Raw genomic sequence first — 22871 nt, forward strand, 5'->3', positions numbered from 1 at the left:
AGCGGGCTTTTGGCGCGTATCCACGACACACGAGACACACAATGAGCCACGACGACTTCCCCACGGAGCACCCGGCGGTGGTGACCTGTGGACTGCCGTACGCCAACGGCGACCTCCACATCGGGCACCTCCGCACCTACGTCGGCGGCGACGTCTACGCCCGCGCGCTCGAGCGGCTCGGCCAGGAGACCGCGTTCGTCTCGGGCTCGGACATGCACGGGACGCCCGTCGCGGTCAACGCCGAGAAGGAGGGCGTCTCGCCGGAGGCGTTCGCGCTCGACTGGCACGAACGGTACGCCGAGACGTTCCCGAAGTTCAACGTCGAGTTCGACAACTACGGCCACACCCACGACGAGACGAACACCGAGATCACCCAGGGACTCGTCCGCGACCTCGACGAGGCCGGCCACCTGTACGAAAAGGAGATCATGGTCGCGTACGACCCCGTCGACGACCAGTTCCTCCCGGACCGCTACGTCGAGGGGACCTGCCCGTACTGCGGCGCGCACGCCCGCGGCGACGAGTGCGACGAGGGCTGCCAGCGCCACCTCGAGCCCGGCGAGGTCGAGGATCCCGTCTCGACGATCACCGGCAACCCCGCGGAGTACCGCGAGCGCACCCACCAGTTCTTCGAGGTCTCCGCGTTCGCCGACTACCTCTCCGAGTTCCTCGACCGCCTCGAGGGCACCTCGAACGCCCGGAACCAGCCCCGCGAGTGGATCGAACAGGGGCTCCAGGACTGGTGTATCACCCGCGACATGGACTGGGGGATCGACATGCCGGGGGAGAACCCCCAGGACCTCGTCCTCTACGTCTGGGTCGACGCCCCCATCGAGTACATCTCCTCGACGAGACAGTACACGGAGCGGGTCGGCGCGGACGTCTTCGACTGGGAGGCAGTCTGGAAGGAGGGGGTCAGCGACGCGCACCCAGAGGGCGGCGAGATCGTCCACGTGATCGGCCGCGACATCATCCAGCATCACACGATCTTCTGGCCCGCCATGCTGGAGGCGACCGGCCACGCCGAACCCCGCGCGGTGATGGCGAGCGGGTTCGTCACCCTCGGCGGCAAGGGCTTCTCCACCAGCCGCGACCGCGCGGTCTGGGCCGACGAGTACCTCGAGGAGGGGTTTCACCCCGACCCGCTGCGCTACTACCTCGCGACCAACGGCGGGTTCCAACAGGACGTCGACTTCTCGTGGGAGAAGTTCCGCGACCGCGTGAACACCGAACTCGTGGGCACCGTCGGCAACTTCCTCTACCGCTCGCTGCTCTTCGCACACCGCAACTACGAGGACGCGCCGGTCGCCGACGCGACGAGCGACGAGGTGGCCGGCCGGATCGACGAGGCGATCGCCGACGTCGAGGCCGCCGTCAACGACTACTCCGTGCGCGCGCTCGGCGACGCCGCGACCGACCTCGCGCGCTTCGGCAACGAGTACATCCAGCACAACGAGCCGTGGAAGCTCGTCGACGACGACCCCGACGAGGCCGCGCAGGTGATCCACGACTGCGTCGCGATCGCGAAGGCGATCGCGGTCCTCTTCGAGCCGATCGCCCCAGAGAAGTGCGAGCGGTTGTGGGACCAGCTCGGCGAGGGCGGCTCCGTCCACGAGGTCACCGTCGCGGCCGCGAGCGAGGAGCCCGAGGGCGACCTCTCCGAGCCGACCGAGCTCTTCGAGAAGGTCGAGGACGACCGCGTCGAGGAGCTGAACGCGAAACTGGCGTCTCGCGTCGCCGCGGCGGAGGCCGGCGACGCCGACGACGCGGGCGGTGAGGCCGCCGACGGCGACGCGGACGAGACGGGCGACGAAGCGACCGACGACGACACCGAGACCACCGACATGACCGACATCGACCCCATCAGCGACGACCGCATCAGCTTCGAGCAGTTCCAGGAACTGGACGTCCGCGTCGGGCGGATCGAGGACGCGGAGGAGATCGAGGGGGCCGACGACCTCCTGAAGCTCCGCGTCGACCTCGGCGTCGAGACCCGCACCATCGTCGCGGGGCTCAAGGGGCTCCACGCGGTCGAGGACCTTCCGGGGACGAAGGTCGTCGTCCTCGCCAACATGGAGAAGGCGGACCTGTTCGGCGTGGAGTCGAACGGGATGGTGCTCGCCGCGGGCGAACAGGCCGACCTCCTCACCACCCACGAGGACGCGGAGCCCGGCACGAAGGTGCTCTGAGGACGACGGCGCGAACCCGACGCTTCCGGCGAGTTCTTCGGATTTTATATCGCGGGACGAAGAACGCCCTCCCGTCATGTCCCTGCTTCCCCGCTGGTTCGAGGTACAGCCCTTCGAGCGGCAGATCGTCATCCTCGCCGTCGTCCTCGACCCGATCGGGTTCACGGCCGGCTACCTGCTCGCCCCCGAACTCGGCGTCGAGCCGATCCTCGGCGGCGCCTACGGGATCATCGCCGCGAGCCTGCCGCTGTCGCTGCTCGTGATGCGCGAGGCGGGCGCGAACTGATCGGACGAGGGTCGCGGACGAGGGTCGACCGACCACCTCAGGCGTCGAGCACCTCGATCAGGTTCCCGTCGGGGTCCCTGACGAAGAGGATCGTCGTCCCGCTCTCGGTCGTTCGCGGCTCGCTCAGCGTCTCCACGTCGTCCGCGAGTTCGTCGTGGAAGGCCGCCACGTCGTCGACGGCGAGGCCGAGGTGGGTCGCGCCAGGTCGATCGAGCGAACGCGCCGGCATCGGCTCGCCCTCGGGGTCGTACTCGACGAGTTCGACGCGGATCCCGCCGGCCTCGAGGTGTGCGAACGAGGCGGACGCGCCCGCGACGCCGACGGCGTCGGCGAACGCCTCCCCGCCGACGGAGAACTCGGCGACGACCGCGAGGTCGAAGACACGGGTGTAGAAGGCGACGGCACGATCGAGGTCCGAGACGGTGACTCCGGCGTGGTGTGCGGTCGGATCGGACACGCTCGGAGCGTCGGCGACCGTCGAGAAAACGGTGTCGGGTCAGACTCCGAGGAGGCGGACAGCGACCCCTGCGAGTACGGTCAACGCGCCGACGACGAACGTTCCGGGGAGCGGGAGCACGAACAGGAGCACGCCCAACGCGATGAGCAGGGTGGAGGCTCTCACAGGACGCTCTCCGGGATCGCGTCGAATATATCTGGTGTCCGAGAGGAGCGAAACCGGACGGGACCGGGAGCGAAACCGGACGGGACCGGGAGCGAAACCGGACGGGACCGGGAGCGAAACCGGACGGGACCGAAACGACCATTCGACGCCCGACCCACCGGCGCGTATGTACGTCGTCGTCAACGCGGCCCAGAGCGTCGACGGGAAGCTCTCGACGCGCCGCCGGGAGCAGCTCCGGATCTCGGGTGAGGAGGACTTCGACCGGGTGGACCGGATCCGCGCGGCCGCCGACGCGGTGTTGGTCGGCGTCGGGACCGTCGTCGCCGACGACCCACACCTGACGCTCGACGAGGAGGCGCGCCGCGTCGAGCGGCTCCGGAACGGCCGGCCGGGGGACCCCGCGCGCGTCGTCGTCGACTCGACGGGGCGGACGCCGACGGACGCGCGGATCCTCGACGACGCGGCGACCACCTACCTGCTCGTCTCCGCCGCCGCGACCCCCGAACGCCGCGAGGAACTGTCGGCCGCGGGCGCCGAGGTGATCGTCGCCGGCGAGGAGCGCGTCGACCTGGTCGAGGCCACGAGCGCGCTCGCCGATGCCGGCGTCGACCGGCTGATGGTCGAGGGCGGCGGCGAGGTGATCTACTCGTGTTTCGCGGCCGGGATCGTCGACGAGCTCCAGGTGTACGTCGGATCACTCGTCGTGGGCGGGCGCGACGCGCCGACGCTGGCCGACGGCGACGGTTTCCTCGAGGAGTTCCCGCGGCTGGATCTGACGGGGACCGAGCGGCTCGACGACGGGGTCGTGCTCTCGTACGACGTGGAAGAGCGCTCGTGAACGGATCGAGTCGCTCAGTTCATGCCCGTCACTGACACGCATGCCGCACGAGGGAGGTTCCCAGGATCGGGCGGTACACGCCCCGTGCTACCGACTTTCACACGATCCCACCGAAGTATTTATATGTCGGCCTGCGGTACGTTGAGGTACCAGAACGCCTCCGGCGCTGGTAGGATCGCACGCTGAAATGAACGGGAGTTCTTATCAACGGCCCCACGCACGACGGCGAGCGGCCGCCACATCCGGAGCGGTGATGGAGAGATAAAAAATGGTAACGAAAGACGAAGTCATCGAACAGTACGACATCGAGGCAATGAACGACGCGGACAACGTGGACCTTTCTGAAGACGACCTGGAGAACGGCTCCAAGGGTCAGCTCATCAAACGCGCGGGCCAGCTGCGCGACCGACGCAACGAGCTGAACCAGATGGCCTCCGAGCGAGCGTCGAACCGCGACGACCTCAACGCCAAGACCCGAGAGAAGGTCGACGAGGCCCAGGAACACCGCGAGAAGCGCGACGAGCTCAACGAGCAGGTCCAGGAACACAAGGACAAGCGCAACGAGCTCAACGCGAAGGCGAACGAACTGTTCGACGAGGTCGAGGAGCTCAAAGGGGACATGGAGCTCGGCTCCGGCAAGTCCATCGAGGAGCTCAAAGAGGAGATCGAGGAGCTCGAGTTCCGCCAGCAGACGGAGGTCCTCGACGCGGAGGACGAGCGCGAGCTCATCGAGAAGATCGACGACAAACGCGAGGAGCTCGCCGAGAAGAAGGAGAAGATCGACGACACGAGCGAGCTCGACGAGCTCGTCGAGGAGGCCGAGGAGGTCCGCTCCGAGGCGTCGAAACACCACCAGAAGGTGACGGAGCTCGCGGACAAGGCCCAGGAGCACCACAACCAGATGATCGAGGCCTACCGCGAGGCCGACGACATCCGCGACGAGGCCGACGAGATGCACGAGCTCTTCGTCGAGGCCCAGGAGGCGGCGGACCGCCACCACGAGGACTTCGTCCGCGTCCAGAAGCGCCTGCGCGAGCTCGACAAGAAGGAGGAGGAGGAGCGGAAAGACGAGCGCGCCGAGAAGCGCGAAGAGGAGAAGGAGGAGGCCGAGGAGATCTACCAGAAGTTCAAGGAGGGCGAGACCCTCGACACCGAGGACCTGATGAAGCTCCAGAAGACGGGACTGCTGTAGGCCCGGCTCGGTTCTCTACTGCGGTTTTCGGTCCGTTTCGCGGGGTGGGAAACGCCGTCCGTGAGCGACGCGTCCCGTCGGCGCGGATCGCTCGACCGGGCCCGTCGTCGGCGCGGTGACCACCTCCGAAGCCCCAACCGCGAGGACCGCCGGAGGACGGCTTTTCCGAGGACCGTCGGAGGACGGCCTTTCCCGTGTCCCGCTCGCCTGCTCGCGAGGGCCACGGCGGCGGCGTCGCACCACCACTTATCCGCTTCCCAGCCCTACGACGGAGCATGGACGTGCTCTTACAGGCGGACCTGATCGGTCCGGACACGCTTCCCCTGCTGTTGTTGACGGCGGGGCTCCTGTTGGCGATGGCCGAGGCGCTCGCGCCGGGCGCGAACTTCATCGTCGTCGGCATCGCGCTCATCGGCGCGGGGCTCGGCGGGCTGCTGCTCTCGACGCTCGGCGTCGCCTTCGGCGGCCTGGTGGTCGCGATGGCGGTCCTCACGGTCGTGGTCGGCGCGGCCGCGTTCTACGGCTACCACGAGTTCGATCTCTACGGCGGCAAGGGGCAGGCCCAGACCAGCGACAGCGACAGCCTGAAGGGAAAGATCGGGACCGTCTCGGAGACCGTGACGCCGCGGGGCGGGCAGGTGAAACTCGAAGGTGGCGGCTTCAACCCGCACTACTCGGCACGCTCCATCGAGGGAACCATCGAGGAGGGCGAGGAGGTGATGGTCGTCGACCCCGGCGGCGGCAACGTCGTCACCGTCGAGTCGACGACGTACGTCGAGGACGACATCGACCGCGAGCTCGCCGCCGATCGGGCGCGGAAGGACGCCGAGGCGAACGCCGACGGCGGTGACGCGACAGTCGACGGTGAGGAGACGGCCGCCGAAGCCGAAACCGAAAAGACGGACTGATCCCCGCGCCTTCGTCCGCGGAAGGGACCTGAGCCACCCGGCCGTCGAAGCGTCTACCGTCGGCGATCGATGTCGTCACGCCCACGATCGCGGGCGGTAGTTTTCGAATACGTAATTCACTGCGGTCTATATTCAGCGATCCGAAGGAAGTATATCTGTCGAAGATAATTGTGCGATATACACATGACCGCACACGACCTCGATCGGAGTCTCGGACTGTTCCCGACGATGATGATCAGCATGGGCGCGATGATCGGCAGCGGCATCTTCGTCTTGCCGGCGCTGGGCTACGCGAAAGCCGGACCGGCGGTGATACTCGCGTACCTGCTCGCCGCACTCGTCGTGTTGCCCGCGGCGCTGTCGAAAGCCGAGATGGCGACGGCGATGCCGGAGTCCGGGGGGACCTACCTCTACATCGATCGCGCCCTCGGCCCGCTCTTCGGGACGATCGCCGGGATCGGTGCGTGGTTCTCGCTCGTGTTCAAGAGCTCGTTCGCGCTCGTCGGCCTCGGCGCATACCTGCTCCTCTTCGCGCCGATCCCGCAGGCTGCGGTCGTGTACGTCGCGCTCGCGCTTGGCACATTGGTCGTGGTCCTGAACGTCTCCGGAACGAAGCTCAGCGGAACGATCCAGGCGGTCGTCGTCAGCGTCGTCGTCGTCGGGCTGTTGGCGTACACAGTCAACGCCGGCTTCGCGATCGACCCGGCGTCGTACTCCCCCCTCACGACCCACGGAGGGATGGGGGTCGTCACCGCCGCCGCGTTCGTCTTCGTCTCCTACGCCGGCGTCACGAAGGTCGCGAGCGTCGCCGAGGAGGTGAAAGACCCCGGTCGGAACCTCCCGCGCGCGATGCTCGGTTCGATGGCCGTCATGACGGTTCTGTACGTCGCGGTGGTCGGCGCGATCGTCGGCCTGAGCGACCCAGACGCGTTGATCACGGGCGGTCCCGGTGGCTCGGCCTCGCTCACGCCGATGGCCGACGGGGCGGGAACGCTCCTCGGCGGGTTCGGCGTCGTTTTCGTGTCCGTGATCGCCGTCGTGGCGCTCACGAGCATGGCGAACGCCGGAGTGCTGTCCTCCTCGCGGTTCCCGCTCGCGATGAGTCGAGACGACCTGCTCCCGCCGGAACTCGGTCGGATCGACGCCCGGTTCAAGACGCCGCGCAACTCGGTGCTCCTCACCGGCACGCTGCTTTTAACGCTCATCGCGTTCGTCCCGGTCATCGAACTCGCGAAACTGGCGAGCGCCTTCCAGATCCTCGTCTTTTCGTTCGAGAACCTGGCGCTCGTGGCGTTCCGCGTCTCGGACGCTCCGTCGTACCAGCCGGAGTTCACCGCCCCCGGATTCCCCTACGTCCAGCTGTTCGGGTTCCTCGCCGGACTCGGACTGCTCACCCAAATGGGAACGGTGCCGATCCTCGGAGCGATCGGGATCGTCGTCGGCAGCGCGGCGATATACGTTCTTTACGGTCGGACACGGACCGACCGAACCGGTGCACTCGGGACCATCGTCCACCGTCGCCGCGGCGAGGAGGACGACGGAATCACCCCGACGGAGCCGAAATGACTCGCCCGGCGACCGCCTCCCGTTCTCCGGCGGATCCGGAGGCAAAACACATAAGCGCCGACTTCGCGGAGAGGCTACCCGTGATGCGTCGCACGGGGGGTCGAACGTGACGTACCGGTTGGACGAGATCGACCGACGGATCGTCCACGCGCTGATGGAGGACGCGCGCAACACCTCCGCGCCCATGATCGCGGAGGATCTGAACGTCTCGGCGGCGACGGTTCGGAACCGGATCGACCGCCTCGAAGCGGAGGGCGTCATTCAGGGGTACACCGCCACCGTCGACTTCGAACGCGCGGGCGGACGACTGACGTCGCTGTACATGTGTACCGTTCCCGCCGCCGAGCGCGAGCGACTCGCGCTGGCGGCTCGGTCGATTCCGGGCGTGATCAACGTCCGGGTGCTGATGGCCGGTCGACGTGACCTTCAGGTGGTCGCCGTCGGAAACGACACGCGGGACCTCAGGGAGATCGCGCGGTCACTCTCGGAGCTCGACATCCGGATCGAAGACGAGGAGCTCGTTCAAACGGAGATCCGGAGCCCGTACGCCGCCTTCGGCCCGGACGACGTCTCGGGTGTAGCCGAGGCGACCGACCTCGTGACGCTCGGCGACGGCACCGACGTGTTCGAGGTGGCCGTCGCCGAGGGAGCACCGATCGCCGGCACGAGCCTCGAGACCGCTCGCGAGAACGGAATACTCGCCGACCAGGTCGTTCTGATCTCGATCGAACGCGACGGCCGGATCGTCCAACCCGAGGACGCGACCGTCATCGAGGCGGACGACGTCGTCACGCTGATCCCGCGGACCGTCGCGGCCGACGAGGCGCTTGACGCGTTCCGGGAGCCGGACTCCACCGAGTGATCGTCGCACGGTCGCGATCGCGAGGGCTCTACGCCGACTCCGCCTCGACGTCCGTCGACTTCTCCGGTTCGTAGTCCCGCCGGACCACGATCACCGGATCGCCGGTTCGGTCGGCGATCCGATCGGGCAACGTTCCGAATATCCGGTCGCCCAGCCGCGATTCCGCCTGGTACATCACGACGGCGTCGTACTCGTCGGCGAGCCGGAGGATCTCCTCGTCGTGTTCTTCCCCCTCGATCACGAGGGTGTCGACCAGCGCCGCGTCCAACCCGGCCTCGATCATCCCCTCGCGCGTCTCCTCGACGATCGACTCGGCGCGCTCTCGCGGCTCGTCGCCCTCGGCCACGTGAAACAGCGTGACCTCCCGGGTCGACTCCTCACAGAGCACGTTGACGAACGCCGGGAGCCGAGAGAACTCCGCGACCGCCGGGATCGGAACGAGGATCCGGTCTATTCCCTCCGTCGGAGCCGGGTTGAGCTCCGCCGCACAGCCCTCCTCGATCATGACTCGATCTATCGCGGTCGCCCGGTCCTTTCCGAAGACCAACCGGGTCCGAACCGCGCTGCTCGTCTCGCGGAACGGCTCCGCGACCGCGTCGAGGGTCGCTTGCGCCTCCGCCTCGAACTGCTCGCGGGCCGCCTCCGTCGGGGTCTGTTCGGGAACCGCGAAATGGCCCATCACCACGACGTCGAGCGGGGCGAGGTCCCGAACGAGAACCGGAGCGATCGGCTCGGGATCGGGCAGTTCGAACGGGACGAGGATCGTGTCGCTCATACCGTTTCTCCGTGACCGACGAGAAAGTATCTACCGCCGATTCCCGATCGCCCGGCATCGATTCACGCGATCGGGTCCGCCTCTGCGGAGGTCCCCTCGTCAGCGTTCGGCCCCGTCGCTTCCGTCCTCCGATCCAGCGGCTCCGCGCTCCGCGATCCGGCGGGCGGTCTCGCTCAGCCTCCCGGTTCGCGGCGGACTCCCGGCGCCGTCGTCCGTCGCGACCGACCCGCTCCTCCCGCTCGAGTCGCCTTCCTCGATCGTCCCGTCGGTCGGCTCTTCGGTTGCGCTTCCGACCCCCTCGTCGGCCGGCCGCTCGGCCGTTCTCCCGGTCCACGCGTCGCCCCCGCCGAGTTCCTCCGGCGTCGCGTCCGGCGGATACGATCGTTCGCCGGTCGGAACGAACGCGGTCTCCACCTCCCGGACCGTCTCGCGGACGGCCGGCTCGTCCAGCCGGTCGGCGTACGCCTCGCGGATCAGGTCGGGAACGGCGTACGCGTAGTGACCCCGCCCCGCGTGGCGGATGAGCCCGGCCTTCCGGATCGGTCGGTGGCGACTGTAAGCGTGGCCGGCGTCTCCGTCGCCGCCGGCGTCGATGTGGGCGGCCACCGGATCGGAGACGCCCTCCCGGCGGTAGTGTCGCAACATCCCGCGTGACAGCTCCGGGAGCGCCTCGATCCGTCCGCGGAGCTCGTCGATGACCGCCTCGCGGGTGCCGAGCTCGATCGCGTCGTCGAACCGGAGGGCGCCCTCCGCGACGTCCGATCGCGTCACGGGGTCCACGTCGGCCGCGGGCGGACCGTCGGTCTCGTCCCCGGCGGATCCCTCCCGGTTCCCGTCGGTCCGATCGGTTCCTCCTTCGCCGTCGTCGGCTCTCGCCGTCGAGGCCTCCCCTTCCGCCTCCGTGTCCGCGATCCCGGCCGCGTCGGCCGTCCCTTCGCTCGTCGATCCCCCGTCGTCCATCCGCTCTCCCGTCGGTCCCTCGTCGTACTCGCCGAGCCCGGACTGGTTCAGGCGCTCCTCCGAGGCGACCGACCGCCCGGATCCCCCGCGGTAGGGGGCCTCCGCCTTGCCCAGAAGCGCCTGGGCGAACTGGTCGGCCATGTCGCTCAGATCGCGGGCCTCCTCCAGTTCGCCCTCGAGCTGGCGGATCCGTTGGTCCCGCTTCTCGAGTTCCTGGCGGAGGTCGGCGAGCTCGGACTCGCGGCGCGCCTTCTCGTCGGAGATGGACTGGAGCTCCCCGACGAGGTCGCTTGAGACCGACTTGAGCTCCGGTCGCTCGAAGTCGTCGAGTCCGGGCGTCGCGCCCGCGTCGAACGTCTCCTTGCGGTGGAACTGGATCCGGCGGATCGACTCGTCCCAGTCGGTCATGAGGAAGGCCTCGCCGTCCCCGAGGTCCTCCACGGCGCTCGCGTACTTCGAGCCCAGAATCCGGCCGACCACCTTCGTGTCGTTGTCCCAGGTGAGCCGATGCCAGCAGAGCCAGTCGCACTGGGTGATGAAGTCCTTCTTCACGTCGGCGGGCCGCTGGCTGATCCCGACGATCCCGAGGCCGTGTTTCCGGCCGCGCTTGCCCACCTTGATCAGCATCTTGCCCGTCTCGTCCATCCCGCCGCCCTCCGGGATGTACTCGTGACACTCCTCGACGACGAGCAGGAAGGGCTTCTTCAGGCGTTTCTCCTTGGCGAACAGCTGTTTGACGACTTCGAGGAGCAGTTCGTTCGCGGTGTCCTCCTCGAGGTAACCCGAGACGTCGAGGATGATCGGGACGTTCTGTTCCAGCGCGAGGTTCGCCAGCTTCTCGGCGTGTTCGGGGGAAACGACGATGTCGCACTCGTCGTCCGCGCCGGCGTGGAGGATCTCATACTCTTCCTTTAATCCGTAATACTCGCCGTCCGTGTCGACGATCATGACGGGAAAACCGTTGGATAACAAGTTCTCGATGACGACGCTCGCGGTGTTGCTCTTGCCGGAGCCGCTCTTGCCGGTGATGAACGACCGGCCGGTGAGCACGTCGACGACCGGAAGCTCGACCGGCGATCCCGGCTCCGCCGTCGCGTCGCCGCCGATCCCCTCGCTGACGTCCGCGACGTGGATCGTCTCCTGCTCGGTCATACCCGTGACAGGTAGCGCCCTCGTGATAAACTATCGCCTCGATGCGTGCCGACGAGGGGACGACGCCACGAGGGACCCGAACCCGCAACGACTTACACCCCGCCGGCCGATCCCGGATCCATGCCCACGGTCCAGGACCTCATCGACCGGCTCGAGACGGAAGCGGCGGCGGACGCCGACCCGGAGACGACCCCCGACGTGGGGATCGTCATGGGCTCCGACTCCGACCTCCCGACGATGGAGGGCGCGTACGACGCGCTCTCGGAGCTCGGGTTCGCGGAACAGACCGACTTCCACGACGCGCCCGACGCGCGGTTCACCTTCGAGAGCTACGTCGTCTCCGCGCACCGGACGCCCGAACTCATGTACGCCTACGGCGAGACCGCCGCGGCCCGCGGGCTCGACGTGATCGTCGCGGGCGCGGGCGGGAAGTCGGCGGACCTCCCGAACATGACCGCCTCCATCGCGTACCCGATCCCCGTGATCGGCGTGCCGGTCCAGGAGAAGTCGGTGGACTCCGTGATCGGGATGCCGACCGGCGCGCCCATCGTCGCCGTCGACGCCGGCAAGTCGTTCAACGCCGGGCTGTCGGCCGCCCAGGTGCTCGCGCGCGAACACGACGAGATCGAAGAGCGGCTGGTCGACTACCACGAGGACCTCAAGGGCGGCGTCGCCGACGTCTCCGCCGACCTCCACGACCTGGGGATCGACGGCTTCCGGGATCGATAAGCGGGTGCTGTCGCGGTGATCTGCTTCAACGCCCCAGCCCCTTTGAGTCCCACCCTTCCCGCACCTCACGCCTCCCCAGCCTCGGCCGACGGGCCTCCCGGATAAGCCGCTTCGGCCCGTCGCCTCCCTCGCGGGCTGGCTCGCGGTCGCCGGGGGCGACCGCTCGCAGGCGCGCCGACCGCACCGCGCGTCGATTTAGATGCTTCCGCCGTCGTCGCCGCCGGCAGCGCTCGCCGCTCGCTGCGATCCGGTCGTCGGATCGACGGCTGTCAGTCGGTTCGATGCCGCTCGGACCGGAAACGGGCGATACCGGCCCGCTCGCCCGCGGGCACACAAGTCTCAACGCTTATGAGGGGGCGGTCCAAACCCTCGCACGTTACGGAGACCTATATGAGCGATTGGATAGCGATCGGCGCCTTGGCGGCCGTCGGCCTGCTCATCCCGATAGGGATGATGACCGTGTCGGCGTTGCTCCGTCCGAGCGTGCCTGAGACCGGCAAGAGTACCACCTACGAGTCCGGCGAGACCCCGACGGGCGGGACGCGGATCCGGTTCAACATCCAGTATTACATGGTCGCGTTGCTGTTCGTCGTCTTCGACATCGAGACCGTGTTGCTGTTCCCGTGGGCCGTCATCTACCGCCCGGCGATCGAGGCGGGCGTCCCCATGGCGGACCTGCTGTGGCCGATGTTGGCCTTCGTCGGGATCCTCGCGATCGGGCTCGGCTGGGCGTGGCGGACCGGCGCGGTCGAGTGGACCCGCAGCTCCCGTGCGGCCAGCAGGAAGACGGAGCGTGACATCAACACATGAGCAGCGATCAACCCTTCATCACCGACGAATCGCGCGTGGTAACGGAGACCCGCGACAGCCGCATGGAGGGGCAGGGGGACCGCTTCAACTCCCGGCTCCGGGAGGCGTTCGGCTCCTCTCCCTTCATCCTCACCAAGTTCGACAAGTTCCTGAACTGGTGTCGCGGCTCCTCGATGTTCATGCTACAGTTCGGCATCGCCTGCTGTAGCATCGAGATGATGCACACCTACGCGGTGAAACACGACCTCGACCGGTTCGGCAGCGGGGTCCCCCGCGCGTCGCCGCGACAGGCGGACGTGATGATCGTCCCCGGAACGATCGTCTCGAAGTTCGCCCCGCGGATGAAACGCGTCTACGACCAGATGCCCGAGCCGAAGTTCGTCGTCGGGATGGGGTCGTGTACCATCTCCGGCGGCCCGTTCCAGGAGGGGTACAACGTGATCAAGGGCGCGGAGGAGGTCATCCCGATCGACATCCACGTCCCCGGCTGCCCGCCGCGTCCGGAGGCGCTCGTCTACGGGGTCGTCAAGCTCCAGGAACGCATCGCGAACGGCGAGGCCGCCCCCGTGACGGTGAAGCCGTACGAGCTCGAGGAGTTCTCCGACCTCGAGAAGGACGAACTCGTCGAGACGCTCGCCGACCAGATCGACGAGGACGAACTCGTCATGCGGTACAACTTCGCCGATTCACCATGAGCCTCGAAGTACCAGACACCACGGAGACGGACGCGGTCCCCGAGCGCACCCCGGACGAGCTGGAGGCGCTGCTCGGCGACCTCGTCATCGATCGCGACGACCACCTGAACGCGCCCGGCTTCGTGATCCGACCGGACGCCGTCCAGGAGACGCTCTCGACGCTCAAGTCGGAGGCGGGCTACGACCACCTGTCGCTCGTCACGGCCCAGGAGTACGAGAACCGGTACGAGTCGATCTACCACCTGAAGAAGTTCGACGATCCGACCCAGGAGGTCAGCGTGGTCGTGCCCGCGGACAAGGACGAGCCGGTCTCGGAGTCGGGCGAGGCGGTCTTCCGGACGGCGGACTGGCACGAGCGGGAGGCGTACGACCTGATCGGGATCGAGTACGACGACCACCCCGACCTCCGGCGGATCCTGTTGCCCGAGACGTGGCAGGGTCACCCCCTGTCTCTGGACTACGACAGGGACCGCCCGCAGATCGCCACGCTTCCGGAGCACGCCAACCCGCTCGAGGATCACCACCACGACTCGGAGTCGGACACGATGTTCCTCAACATCGGGCCGCACCACCCGGCGACCCACGGCGTCCTCCACCTGAAGACGATCCTCGACGGCGAGCAGGTGATCGACGTGGAGCCGGACATCGGCTACCTTCACCGGTGTGAAGAGCAGATGGCCCAGTCGGGCACCTACCGCCACCAGATCATGCCGTACCCCGACCGCTGGGACTACATCTCGGCGGGCCTGCTCAACGAGTGGGCGTACGCGCGGGCGGCCGAGGACCTCGCGGACATCGAGGTCCCCGAGTACGCGCAGGTGATCCGCACCATGGGGGCCGAGATGTGTCGGATCGCCGCGCACATGCTCGCGCTCGCGACGTTCGCGCTCGACGTGAACGGCGACTTCACCGCGACGTTCATGTACGCGATCAACGACCGCGAGCGCGTCCAGGACCTCCTCGAGGACCTGACGGGCCAGCGGCTGATGTTCAACTACTTCCGGCTCGGCGGGGTCGTCTGGGACCTCCCCGAACCCCGCGGGGAGTTCTTCTCGAAGACGCGGGACTTCCTCGACCAGCTCCCCGGCTCCGTCGAGGAGTACCACGACCTGGTCACCGCGAACGAGATCTTCCAGATGCGGACGATCGACACGGGCATCCTGCCGCCGGAGGTCGCGAAGAACTACGGCGCGACCGGACCGGTCGCCCGTGGTTCCGGGATCGACTACGACCTGCGTCGCGACGATCCATATGGGTACTACGACGAGCTCGACTGGGACGTGGTGACCGAGGACGGCTGTGACAACTACTCGCGGCTGCTCGTCCGGATGCGGGAAGTGGAGGAGTCCGCGAAGATCATCGAGCAGTGCGTCGACCTGCTCGAGGACTGGCCCGAGGACGAACGCAACATCCAGGCCAACGTCCCGCGCACGCTGCGTCCCGACGACGACACCGAGATCTACCGCGCGGTCGAGGCCGCCAAGGGCGAACTCGGCATCTACATGCGCGCGGACGGCACCGACAAACCCGCCCGCTTCAAGATCCGGTCGCCGTGCTTCTCGAACCTCCAGACGCTGCCGGAGATGGCCAACGGCGAGTACATCCCCGACGTGATCGCCGCGTTGGGGAGCCTCGACATCGTGCTCGGGGAGGTGGACCGCTGATGGGAACGGTACAGCTGTTCCCGGAGTTCGTCTCGGAGACGCTCGGGCTCTCGGGCGTGCTCGGCGACGTCGTCGGGTCGCTCGTCGCCGCCGCGGTCGTCGGGAACATCGTGCTCGCGTTCACCGGCGTCGCCGGTCCGTGGGCGAAACGGAAGATAACGGCGGCGTTCACCGACCGGATCGCCGTCAACCGGATCGGTCCGTTCGGACTGCTCATCATCCCGGCGGCGGCCGTCCAGCTGCTCGCGAAGGAGCTCATCGTCCCCGAGGGCGTCGACCGTCCGACGTGGGACCTCGCGCCGCTCGTGTTGCCCGCGTCGGCGCTGCTCGGCTTCTCCGTGATCCCGATGGGACGGCTCGGTCCGGTGAACCTCCAGATCGCCGACCCCGAGGTCGGGCTGGCGCTGGTGTTCGCGTTCGCCTCCATCGCGTCGATCTCGCTGGTGATGGCCGGCTACGCCTCGAACAACAAGTACTCCATGCTGGGCGGGCTTCGCGCGGTCGCACAGAACCTCGCGTACGAGATCCCGCTCATCGTGACCGCGATGTCCGTCGTGATCTTCGCGGGGACGCTCCAGACCAGCGGCATCGTCGCCGCGCAGGGAGACGTCCTGTTCAGCGTCGTCGGCTTCGACGTGCCGACGTGGTACGCCTTCGTGAACCCGTTCGCGTTCGTGTTGTTCCTCACGGCGAACATGGCTGAGATCGGTCGGAATCCGTTCGACATCCCGGAGGCCCCGACGGAGATCGTCGCGGGGTACCAGACCGAGTACTCCTCGGCGTATTTCGTGTTGTTCTATCTGGGAGAGTTCGTCCACATCTTCCTCGGCGGGGCGATCCTCGCCGTGACGTTCCTCGGCGGGGCGTCCGGCCCCGGACCGGAGAGCATCGGCTTCCTCTGGTTCGTGGTGAAGATCTGGGGCTTCTTCCTGTTCACGCAGTGGGCGCGCTCGGCGCTTCCACGCGTCCGCATCGACCAGCTGATCGAGATCGGCTGGAAGGGAATGCTGGTGCTGTCGTTCGCAAACCTGGTGCTCACGGCCGTAATCGTGGGGGTGATCGCGTAATGATCGGACTCATGAAATCGATGGCGACGACGATGAAACACGCGCTCGACGGGACGACGTTCACGGTGGAATACCCGGAGGACGCACCCGACGTGAGCCCGCGGTTCCGCGGGGTTCACAAGTTCAGCCAGGAGCGGTGTATCTGGTGTCGGCAGTGCGAGAACGTCTGCCCGAACGACACGATCCAGATCGTTCAGGACGACCAGCGTAACGGCGAGCAGTATAACCTCCACATCGGGCAGTGTATCTACTGCCGGCTGTGTGAGGAGGTCTGTCCCGTCGACGCCATCCTGTTGACGCAGAACTTCGAGTTCACCGCGGACTCGAAAGACGAGTTCGTCTACAACAAAGAACAGCTCAAGAACGTCCCGTGGTACAAGGGAATCGACCCGCTGGAGTCCCGGAACCCCGATCGCGGCGCGTGGATCGGGGAGGGAGACGGCGAAGTCGACTACCAGTAACGGGCGTATCTCGAAATCTTCAAAGGGACACTGATAGGAGGGTTATACAATGGTTTACGACACCATCGCGTTCGCGCTGTTCGCCGCGGTCACGCTGGCGTTCAGCCTGGGGGTCGTCTTGGCGCGCGACGTGTTTCACGCCGCGCTGCTCCTGGGCGGTGCCCTGACGAGCGTCGCGGTGCACTACGTGATGTTACGGGCGGAGTTCATCGCCGCCATGCAGATCCTCGTCTACGTGGGCGGGGTTCTCATCCTCGTCACGTTCGCCGTGATGCTCACGCGATCGGATGGAACGAACGACGTGGAGGTGAGTAGCGGATGACTAACGACTCCGGCGGAACCCGGATACTGCCCGCGATCGCGGTCGGCGCCCTGTTCGCGGTGATGGCCGCGACGTTCCTCTCGGCGAGCTTCGAGGAGGCGGCCGGCTTTCCCGAGGGCGAGTCGATCGTCCACAACGTCGGGTACGCTCTGTTCAACCTGGGAGAGGTGGCAGCGATCCCCTCCGAGGGCTTCCTGGCCGCCTTCCTGATCGTGGCGGTCGCGCTCGACGTCGCCGTCGACGGGGCGATCTACCTCGCGCGCCGCGAGGACGGGGGGTCCGTGAGCGCCGCGATCGGCGAGGCGCTCACCGACGGCGGCCGCGACGGGGGTGAGCGGTGATGGTGCCGGCACAGTGGTACCTCCTCCTGGCGGCCGGGATCTTCTGTATCGGCCTGTTCGGGGTCCTCACCCGGAACGACGCGCTGTACTTCCTCATGAGCGTCGAGCTCATGATGAACGCGGCGAACATCAACTTCGTCGCGTTCTCGCTGTACTACGGCGACCTCACTGGGCAGGTGTTCGCGCTGTTCGTGATCGCGTTGGCGGCCGCGGAGGTCGCGATCGGGATCGGGATCATCCTCGTGTTGTACCGCAACTTCGGAGACATCGACGTGACCGTTCCGACGGAGATGAGGTGGTAAGATGGTGGACGCATTCGCATACGTTCCGGCCGTCGTGTTGTTACCGTTCTTCTCGTTCCTGGTCGCGCTCGGGGCGGGGAAGTACCTCCCGAAGGGCGGCGCCTTCGGCGGGGTCGCGGCGACGGCGGGGTCGTTCCTGCTGTCGCTCTGGGTCGCGGCGACCGTCGCCGGCGGCCGCGCCTACAACGAGACGCTGTACACGTGGGCGGCCGGCGACCAGTTCGAGCTCACGTTCGGCGCGCTGATCGACCCGCTGTCGGCGCTGATGCTCGTCATCGTGACGCTCGTCGCGCTGTTGGTCCACGTCTTCTCGCTCGGCTACATGAACGACGAGGGCGAAACCGGCCTCCCGCGCTACTACGCCGGGCTCGGGCTCTTCACGGCCTCGATGCTCGGGTTCGTCGTCGCCGACAACCTGCTCATGGCGTTCATGTTCTTCGAGCTGGTCGGCCTCTGTTCGTACCTGCTCATCGGGTTCCACTTCCGCGAGCCCGGCCCGCCGTCGGCGGCGAAGAAGGCGTTCCTCGTCACCCGCTTCGGCGACTACTTCTTCCTCGTCGGCGTCGTCGCCGTGTTCGCGACGTTCGGCACCGCGGCGTTCGCGGGCGAGGGGTCGTTCCCCGCGCTCGCCGAGGCGGCGCTCGCCGGCTCCGGTGACGTCTGGACGCCCGGCGGGCTCGGGGTCGAGACGTGGTTCACCGTCGTCGGCCTGCTCGTGCTTGGCGGCGTGGTCGGGAAGTCCGCGCAGTTCCCCCTTCACACGTGGCTGCCCGACGCGATGGAGGGCCCGACGCCCGTCTCCGCGCTCATCCACGCGGCGACGATGGTCGCGGCCGGCGTCTACCTCGTCGCGCGGATGTACGGCTTCTACGCGCTGACGCCGACGACGCTCGCGGTCATCGCGTTCATCGGCGGCTTCACCGCGCTGTTCGCGGCGACGATGGGCGTGGTGAAAGACGAGCTGAAGCAGGTGCTCGCGTACTCCACCATCTCGCAGTACGGCTACATGATGCTCGCGCTCGGCGCGGGCGGGTACGTGGCCGCGGTCTTCCATCTGACGACCCACGCCTTCTTCAAGGCCCTGCTCTTCCTCGGTGCCGGTTCGGTCATCATCGCGATGCACCACAACGAGGACATGTGGGACATGGGCGGGCTGAAAGCGAAGATGCCCGTCACCTACTACACGTTCCTCGCCGGGTCGCTCGCGCTTGCGGGCATCTTCCCCTTCGCCGGCTTCTGGTCGAAAGACGAGGTCCTCTACGAGGCGCTCGTCCACGGCCTGAACGAACCGCTGCTTCTCGGCGGCTACGTCATGGGGCTTCTCGCGGTGCCGGTCACCGCCTTCTACACCTTCCGGATGGTGTTCTTGACCTTCCACGGCGAGCCGCGGTCGGCAACCGCACGCGACCCCGAACCCGTCCGCTGGAACGTGAAGGGACCGCTGACGGTGCTCGGCTCGCTCGCGGTCGTGACCGGCTTCATCAACATGGTACCGGTCCAGAAGGTACTCGGACTCGAGGGGATCGACTACCTCCACCGCTGGCTCGACAACGAGTGGGGCGGAATCGACGGGCTCTCCTCACACCACTACGCGGACCTGGGACCGTACAGCAGCGGCTACATCGGGGGCGGTGAGGTTCCGACCGTCCTCGTCGGTGCGGCGGTCTCGCTCGGGTTGGCGCTGGCCGGCCTCGGCCTCGCGTGGCGGCTTTATAACGTCGCGTCGCCGACCGAGCACACGGCGAAACTCGGCGGGATCAAGGACGTGTTGTACAACAACTACTACCTCGACGAACTCCAAGTCTGGATCGCGTATCGAACCGAAGACGTCGCGGGCGGCGCGGACACCTTCGATCAGGGGATCATCGACGGCGTCGTCAACGGCGTCTCCTCGGTGAGTCTCCTCGGCGGGAACCGCGTCCGCCGGATACAGACCGGACTGGTGACGCAGTACGCCACGATGCTCACGCTGGGGCTGATCGCGCTGCTCGTCGTCCTCGGCGTCAACGGGGGGTGGTTCCTGTGATACTCGAGGCGCTCATCGGGTTCACGTTCCTCGCCGCGCTCGTCGTCATGCTCGCGCCGAACGCGTGGGCGGGTCGGCTCGCGTTCGCGCTCAGCGCGGTCCCGTTCGTCGGGAGCCTCTACCTCTGGTCGCGGTTCGACGCGGTCGGGAACGCGCTCACGGGCGGGACGATCGCCTTCGAGTCGCGCTACGAGTGGGTCGAGGTCGGCGGCCGGACGGTGTCGTGGTTCGTCGGGCTCGACGGGATCAGCCTGCCGCTCGTCGTGCTCACGACGTTCCTCGTCCCGCTCGCGATCCTCAGCGCGTGGACGCCCGTCGACTCCCGACAGAGCCAGTTCTACGGGCTGATGCTGTTCATGGAGGCGAACCTGCTCGGCGTGTTCACCGCGCTCGACTTCTTCCTCTGGTTCGTCTTCTGGGAGGCGGTCCTCGTCCCGATGTACTTCCTCATCGGGATCTGGGGCGGTCCCCGTCGGAAGTACGCCGCGATCAAGTTCTTCGTGTACACGAACGCGGCGTCGCTTCTGATGTTCATCGGCTTCATGTCGCTGACGTTCGCGCTCGGCGACTCGATCGGGTCGCTTGCGCTCCCGGAGATCACGCAGGCGCTCGCCGACGGCGGCCTCGAGACGTGGTTCGGGATCTCGCCCGGCCGGATGGCGATGGTCGCGTTCCTCGCGACGTTCGCCGGGTTCGCGGTGAAGGTGCCGATCGTCCCGTTCCACACGTGGCTACCCGACGCCCACGTCGAGGCGCCGACGCCGGTGTCGGTGCTCTTAGCCGGCGTCCTCCTGAAGATGGGGACGTACGCGCTGCTCCGGTTCAACTTCACGATGCTGCCCGATCAGGCGTCCGCCCTGGCGATACCGATCGCCGCGATCGCCGTGATCAGCGTGGTCTACGGCGCGATGTTGGCGCTGGCACAGAAGGACCTCAAGCGCATCGTCGCCTACTCCTCCGTCTCGTCGATGGGGTACGTCATCCTCGGGCTCGTCGTGTTCACCGAGTACGGCGTCGGCGGCGCGACGTTCCAGATGGTCGCGCACGGCCTCATCTCGGGGCTGATGTTCATGGCCGTCGGCGTCGTCTACAACGCGACGCACACCCGGATGGTCGGCGACATGGCCGGCATGGCCGACCGGATGCCGGTCACCGTCGGCATCCTCGTCGCCGGGGCGTTCGGCTACATGGGGCTTCCCCTGATGGCCGGCTTCGCCGGGGAGTTCTTCATCTTCGTCGGCGCGTTCGGCGCGCCGGCGCTCCCGTACGCGCCCGTCTTCACGGCGCTGGCGATGTTCGGGATCGTCATCGTCGCCGGCTACCTGCTGTCGGCGATGCAGAAGACGCTGTTCGGGCCGTTCCGGCTCGAGACCGACTACGAGATCGGGCCCGCTCCGTTCCACGACGTCGCGCCACTCGCGGTCCTGCTGGCGGCGATCATCGTGCTCGGGGTCGCGCCGGACATCTTCTTCGAGATGATCCGTGACGCCGCGATGCCCGTGGTCGAGGGGGTGAGCGTCGATGTCTAACGTGGCTCCCGCGTGGACTGCGCTGTCGCCCGCGCTGCTGCTCGGGCTCACCGGCCTCGCGCTGCTCGTCGTCGACACGATCCGCCCGAACGCGCGGTCGAACACGTCGATGGCGCTCGTGAGCGCGCTCGGCGCGCTCGCGTCGCTTTCGGTCACCGTCTGGTTCGTCGTCGCCGGGACGGGTCACGCCGACACCGGCGGGGCGATCACGCTGCTCGATGGCGCGGTGAAGGTGGACACGCTCGCGCTCTTTTTCACCGCGATCTTCGCGTCGGTGACGGCGCTCGTGGTCGTGGCCGCCCACGACTACTTCCACGACCACCCGAACCCCGCGGCGTTCTACTCGCTGACGCTGTTCGCCGCGACGGGGATGGCGCTTCTGGCGGTCGCGAACTCGCTCGCGGTCGTCTTCGTCGCCCTCGAGATGGTGTCGCTGCCGTCGTACGCGCTCGTGGCGTTCCTAAAGAAGAACCGCGGCAGCGTCGAGGCGGGGCTGAAGTACTTCCTCGTCGGGGCGCTGTCGTCGGCGGTGTTCCTCTTCGGGATCTCGTTGGTGTACGCGGCGACCGGGTCGCTGATCTTCGGCGAGGTCGCGAGCGCGGTCGAGTCGCTCGACGCGCTCGCCGGCGTCGCCGGGATCGGGATCGTGATGATCGTCGGCGGCGTCGCGTTCAAGACCGCCTCCGTGCCGTTCCACTTCTGGGCGCCGGAGGCGTACGAGGGCGCGCCCGCGCCCGTGAGCGCGTTCCTCTCGTCGGCGTCGAAGGCCGCCGGGTTCGTCGTCGCCTTCCGCGTGTTCACCGAGGCGTTCCCGCTCGGGGCGTCGCTCGCGGCCGGCATCGACTGGGCGCTCGCGTTCGCCGTCGTCGCGGCGGTGACGATGACGCTCGGGAACTTCGCGGCCGCCGTTCAAGAGGAGGTCAAGCGGATGTTGGCGTACTCCTCGATCGGCCACGCTGGCTACGCGCTGATCGGGCTCGCGGCGCTCTCGACGGGCAGCGCCGGCAACGAGGCCGTGATGGGTGCCGCGATGGCGCACCTGCTCGTCTACGGCTTCATGAACACCGGCGCGTTCCTCTTCGTCGCGATGGCGGAGCGGTGGGGGATCGGCCGGACGTTCGAGGACTACGCCGGCCTCGCCCGGCGCGCCCCCGTGGCGTGTACGGCGATGGCCGTGTTCATGTTCTCGCTGGCCGGGCTCCCGCCCTTCGCCGGGTTCTTCTCGAAGTACTTCCTGTTCATGGGAGCGATCGAGAACGGGTTCCTCTGGCTCGCGGGGCTCGGCGCGGTGAACAGCGTCGTCTCGCTGTACTACTACAGCCGGGTCGTCCGGGCGCTGTTCCTCGACGACCCCGCGACGCCGAGCGCGCTCGACGCGCTCGACGTGCGGCCGACCGCGCTGTACGCGGCGGTCGTCTTCGCGGCGGTCGCGACCGTGCTGCTCCTCCCCGGCTTCGGCCCCGTCATCGACGCGGCCGAGGCCGCGGCCGCGGCGCTGTTCTAGCGCCGTTTTCGATCCCTTCGGTTTCTCTCGGCGGGTTTCGGTCGGATACGGTCCGACCGGTACCCGCAGAT

At 67.6% G+C, this 22871-nt stretch carries 23 protein-coding genes; 19 read left to right on the plus strand and 4 right to left on the minus strand.

Going from position 1 to position 22871, the window contains the following annotated elements:
• Positions 1-41: 41 nt before the first annotated feature.
• Together metG and NO889_RS09310 are read left to right on the plus strand one after the other, a co-directional pair.
• Positions 42-2189, plus strand: a complete 2148-nt coding sequence (gene metG / locus NO889_RS09305; protein ID WP_256411981.1) for a methionine--tRNA ligase — start codon at positions 42-44, stop codon at positions 2187-2189.
• A gap of 76 nt (positions 2190-2265) precedes the next feature.
• Complete coding sequence (locus NO889_RS09310) at positions 2266-2475, plus strand: DUF8141 family membrane protein (RefSeq protein ID WP_256411982.1); 210 nt, start codon at positions 2266-2268, stop codon at positions 2473-2475.
• A gap of 37 nt (positions 2476-2512) precedes the next feature.
• On the opposite strand, the gene NO889_RS09315 is transcribed toward NO889_RS09310, so the two are convergent.
• Complete coding sequence (locus NO889_RS09315) at positions 2513-2932, minus strand: VOC family protein (RefSeq protein ID WP_256411983.1); 420 nt, start codon at positions 2930-2932, stop codon at positions 2513-2515.
• Positions 2933-2971: 39 nt separating this feature from the next.
• The gene (locus tag NO889_RS09320) at positions 2972-3097 is read right to left on the minus strand and encodes a hypothetical protein (RefSeq protein WP_256411985.1); all 126 of its coding nucleotides are present in this window, start codon (positions 3095-3097) and stop codon (positions 2972-2974) included.
• 166 nt (positions 3098-3263) lie between these two features.
• Between NO889_RS09320 and NO889_RS09325 the strand changes: the two genes are divergently transcribed.
• The 5 genes from NO889_RS09325 (at position 3264) to NO889_RS09345 (ending at position 8463) form a co-directional block, all read left to right on the plus strand.
• Positions 3264-3935 carry a 2,5-diamino-6-(ribosylamino)-4(3H)-pyrimidinone 5'-phosphate reductase gene (locus NO889_RS09325; protein ID WP_256411986.1) on the plus strand — a complete coding sequence of 224 codons (672 nt, stop codon included), beginning with the start codon at positions 3264-3266 and terminating at the stop codon, positions 3933-3935.
• A gap of 268 nt (positions 3936-4203) precedes the next feature.
• A complete protein-coding gene (locus NO889_RS09330; RefSeq protein WP_256411987.1) occupies positions 4204-5127 on the plus strand; it encodes a coiled-coil protein in 924 nt (307 codons plus the stop codon).
• Positions 5128-5402: 275 nt separating this feature from the next.
• A complete protein-coding gene (locus NO889_RS09335) occupies positions 5403-6035 on the plus strand; it encodes an NfeD family protein (protein ID WP_256411988.1) in 633 nt (210 codons plus the stop codon).
• 183 nt (positions 6036-6218) lie between these two features.
• Positions 6219-7601: an APC family permease gene (locus NO889_RS09340; protein ID WP_256411989.1), complete on the plus strand. Its 1383-nt coding sequence runs from the start codon at positions 6219-6221 to the stop codon at positions 7599-7601.
• A gap of 106 nt (positions 7602-7707) precedes the next feature.
• Complete coding sequence (locus NO889_RS09345; RefSeq protein WP_256411990.1) at positions 7708-8463, plus strand: Lrp/AsnC family transcriptional regulator; 756 nt, start codon at positions 7708-7710, stop codon at positions 8461-8463.
• Between the two features lie 28 nt (positions 8464-8491).
• On the opposite strand, the gene NO889_RS09350 is transcribed toward NO889_RS09345, so the two are convergent.
• On the minus strand, positions 8492-9238 hold the full coding sequence (locus NO889_RS09350) for a universal stress protein (protein ID WP_256411991.1): 747 nt from the start codon (positions 9236-9238) through the stop codon (positions 8492-8494).
• Positions 9239-9337: 99 nt separating this feature from the next.
• The gene (locus NO889_RS09355) at positions 9338-11350 is read right to left on the minus strand and encodes a helicase HerA domain-containing protein (RefSeq protein ID WP_256411992.1); all 2013 of its coding nucleotides are present in this window, start codon (positions 11348-11350) and stop codon (positions 9338-9340) included.
• A 120-nt stretch (positions 11351-11470) separates the two neighbouring features.
• Here NO889_RS09355 and purE point away from each other — a divergent pair, with 120 nt between their 5' ends.
• The 12 genes from purE (at position 11471) to NO889_RS09415 (ending at position 22800) form a co-directional block, all read left to right on the plus strand.
• The gene (purE, locus tag NO889_RS09360) at positions 11471-12079 is read left to right on the plus strand and encodes a 5-(carboxyamino)imidazole ribonucleotide mutase (protein WP_256411993.1); all 609 of its coding nucleotides are present in this window, start codon (positions 11471-11473) and stop codon (positions 12077-12079) included.
• A gap of 390 nt (positions 12080-12469) precedes the next feature.
• Positions 12470-12889 (plus strand): NADH-quinone oxidoreductase subunit A, encoded by a 420-nt coding sequence (locus NO889_RS09365; RefSeq protein ID WP_256411994.1) that lies wholly within the window; start codon positions 12470-12472, stop codon positions 12887-12889.
• Entirely contained in the window at positions 12886-13584 is a 699-nt protein-coding gene (locus tag NO889_RS09370; RefSeq protein WP_256411995.1) for an NADH-quinone oxidoreductase subunit B, read from the plus strand. The genes NO889_RS09365 and NO889_RS09370 overlap by 4 nt, the downstream gene beginning before the upstream one ends.
• Positions 13581-15248: an NADH-quinone oxidoreductase subunit D gene (locus NO889_RS09375; protein WP_256411996.1), complete on the plus strand. Its 1668-nt coding sequence runs from the start codon at positions 13581-13583 to the stop codon at positions 15246-15248. Before NO889_RS09370 ends, NO889_RS09375 begins: the two co-directional genes overlap by 4 nt.
• Entirely contained in the window at positions 15248-16315 is a 1068-nt protein-coding gene (locus NO889_RS09380) for a complex I subunit 1/NuoH family protein (protein WP_256411997.1), read from the plus strand. The genes NO889_RS09375 and NO889_RS09380 overlap by 1 nt, the downstream gene beginning before the upstream one ends.
• Positions 16315-16776 (plus strand): NuoI/complex I 23 kDa subunit family protein, encoded by a 462-nt coding sequence (locus tag NO889_RS09385; RefSeq protein WP_256411998.1) that lies wholly within the window; start codon positions 16315-16317, stop codon positions 16774-16776. Before NO889_RS09380 ends, NO889_RS09385 begins: the two co-directional genes overlap by 1 nt.
• Before the next feature lie 49 nt (positions 16777-16825).
• A complete protein-coding gene (locus tag NO889_RS09390; RefSeq protein ID WP_066414171.1) occupies positions 16826-17098 on the plus strand; it encodes an NADH-quinone oxidoreductase subunit J in 273 nt (90 codons plus the stop codon).
• Positions 17095-17439, plus strand: a complete 345-nt coding sequence (locus tag NO889_RS09395) for a hypothetical protein (RefSeq protein WP_256411999.1) — start codon at positions 17095-17097, stop codon at positions 17437-17439. The genes NO889_RS09390 and NO889_RS09395 overlap by 4 nt, the downstream gene beginning before the upstream one ends.
• The gene (nuoK, locus tag NO889_RS09400) at positions 17439-17741 is read left to right on the plus strand and encodes an NADH-quinone oxidoreductase subunit NuoK (RefSeq protein ID WP_256412000.1); all 303 of its coding nucleotides are present in this window, start codon (positions 17439-17441) and stop codon (positions 17739-17741) included. The genes NO889_RS09395 and nuoK overlap by 1 nt, the downstream gene beginning before the upstream one ends.
• Before the next feature lies 1 nt (position 17742).
• Positions 17743-19767 (plus strand): NADH-quinone oxidoreductase subunit L, encoded by a 2025-nt coding sequence (gene nuoL / locus NO889_RS09405; RefSeq protein ID WP_256412001.1) that lies wholly within the window; start codon positions 17743-17745, stop codon positions 19765-19767.
• Complete coding sequence (locus NO889_RS09410) at positions 19764-21296, plus strand: complex I subunit 4 family protein (protein ID WP_256412002.1); 1533 nt, start codon at positions 19764-19766, stop codon at positions 21294-21296. Before nuoL ends, NO889_RS09410 begins: the two co-directional genes overlap by 4 nt.
• Positions 21289-22800 carry an NADH-quinone oxidoreductase subunit N gene (locus NO889_RS09415; RefSeq protein ID WP_256412003.1) on the plus strand — a complete coding sequence of 504 codons (1512 nt, stop codon included), beginning with the start codon at positions 21289-21291 and terminating at the stop codon, positions 22798-22800. Before NO889_RS09410 ends, NO889_RS09415 begins: the two co-directional genes overlap by 8 nt.
• The last annotated feature ends 71 nt before the right edge of the window (positions 22801-22871 follow it).

This window comes from Halorubrum rubrum (assembly GCF_024494685.1).
Lineage (GTDB): Archaea > Halobacteriota > Halobacteria > Halobacteriales > Haloferacaceae > Halorubrum > Halorubrum rubrum.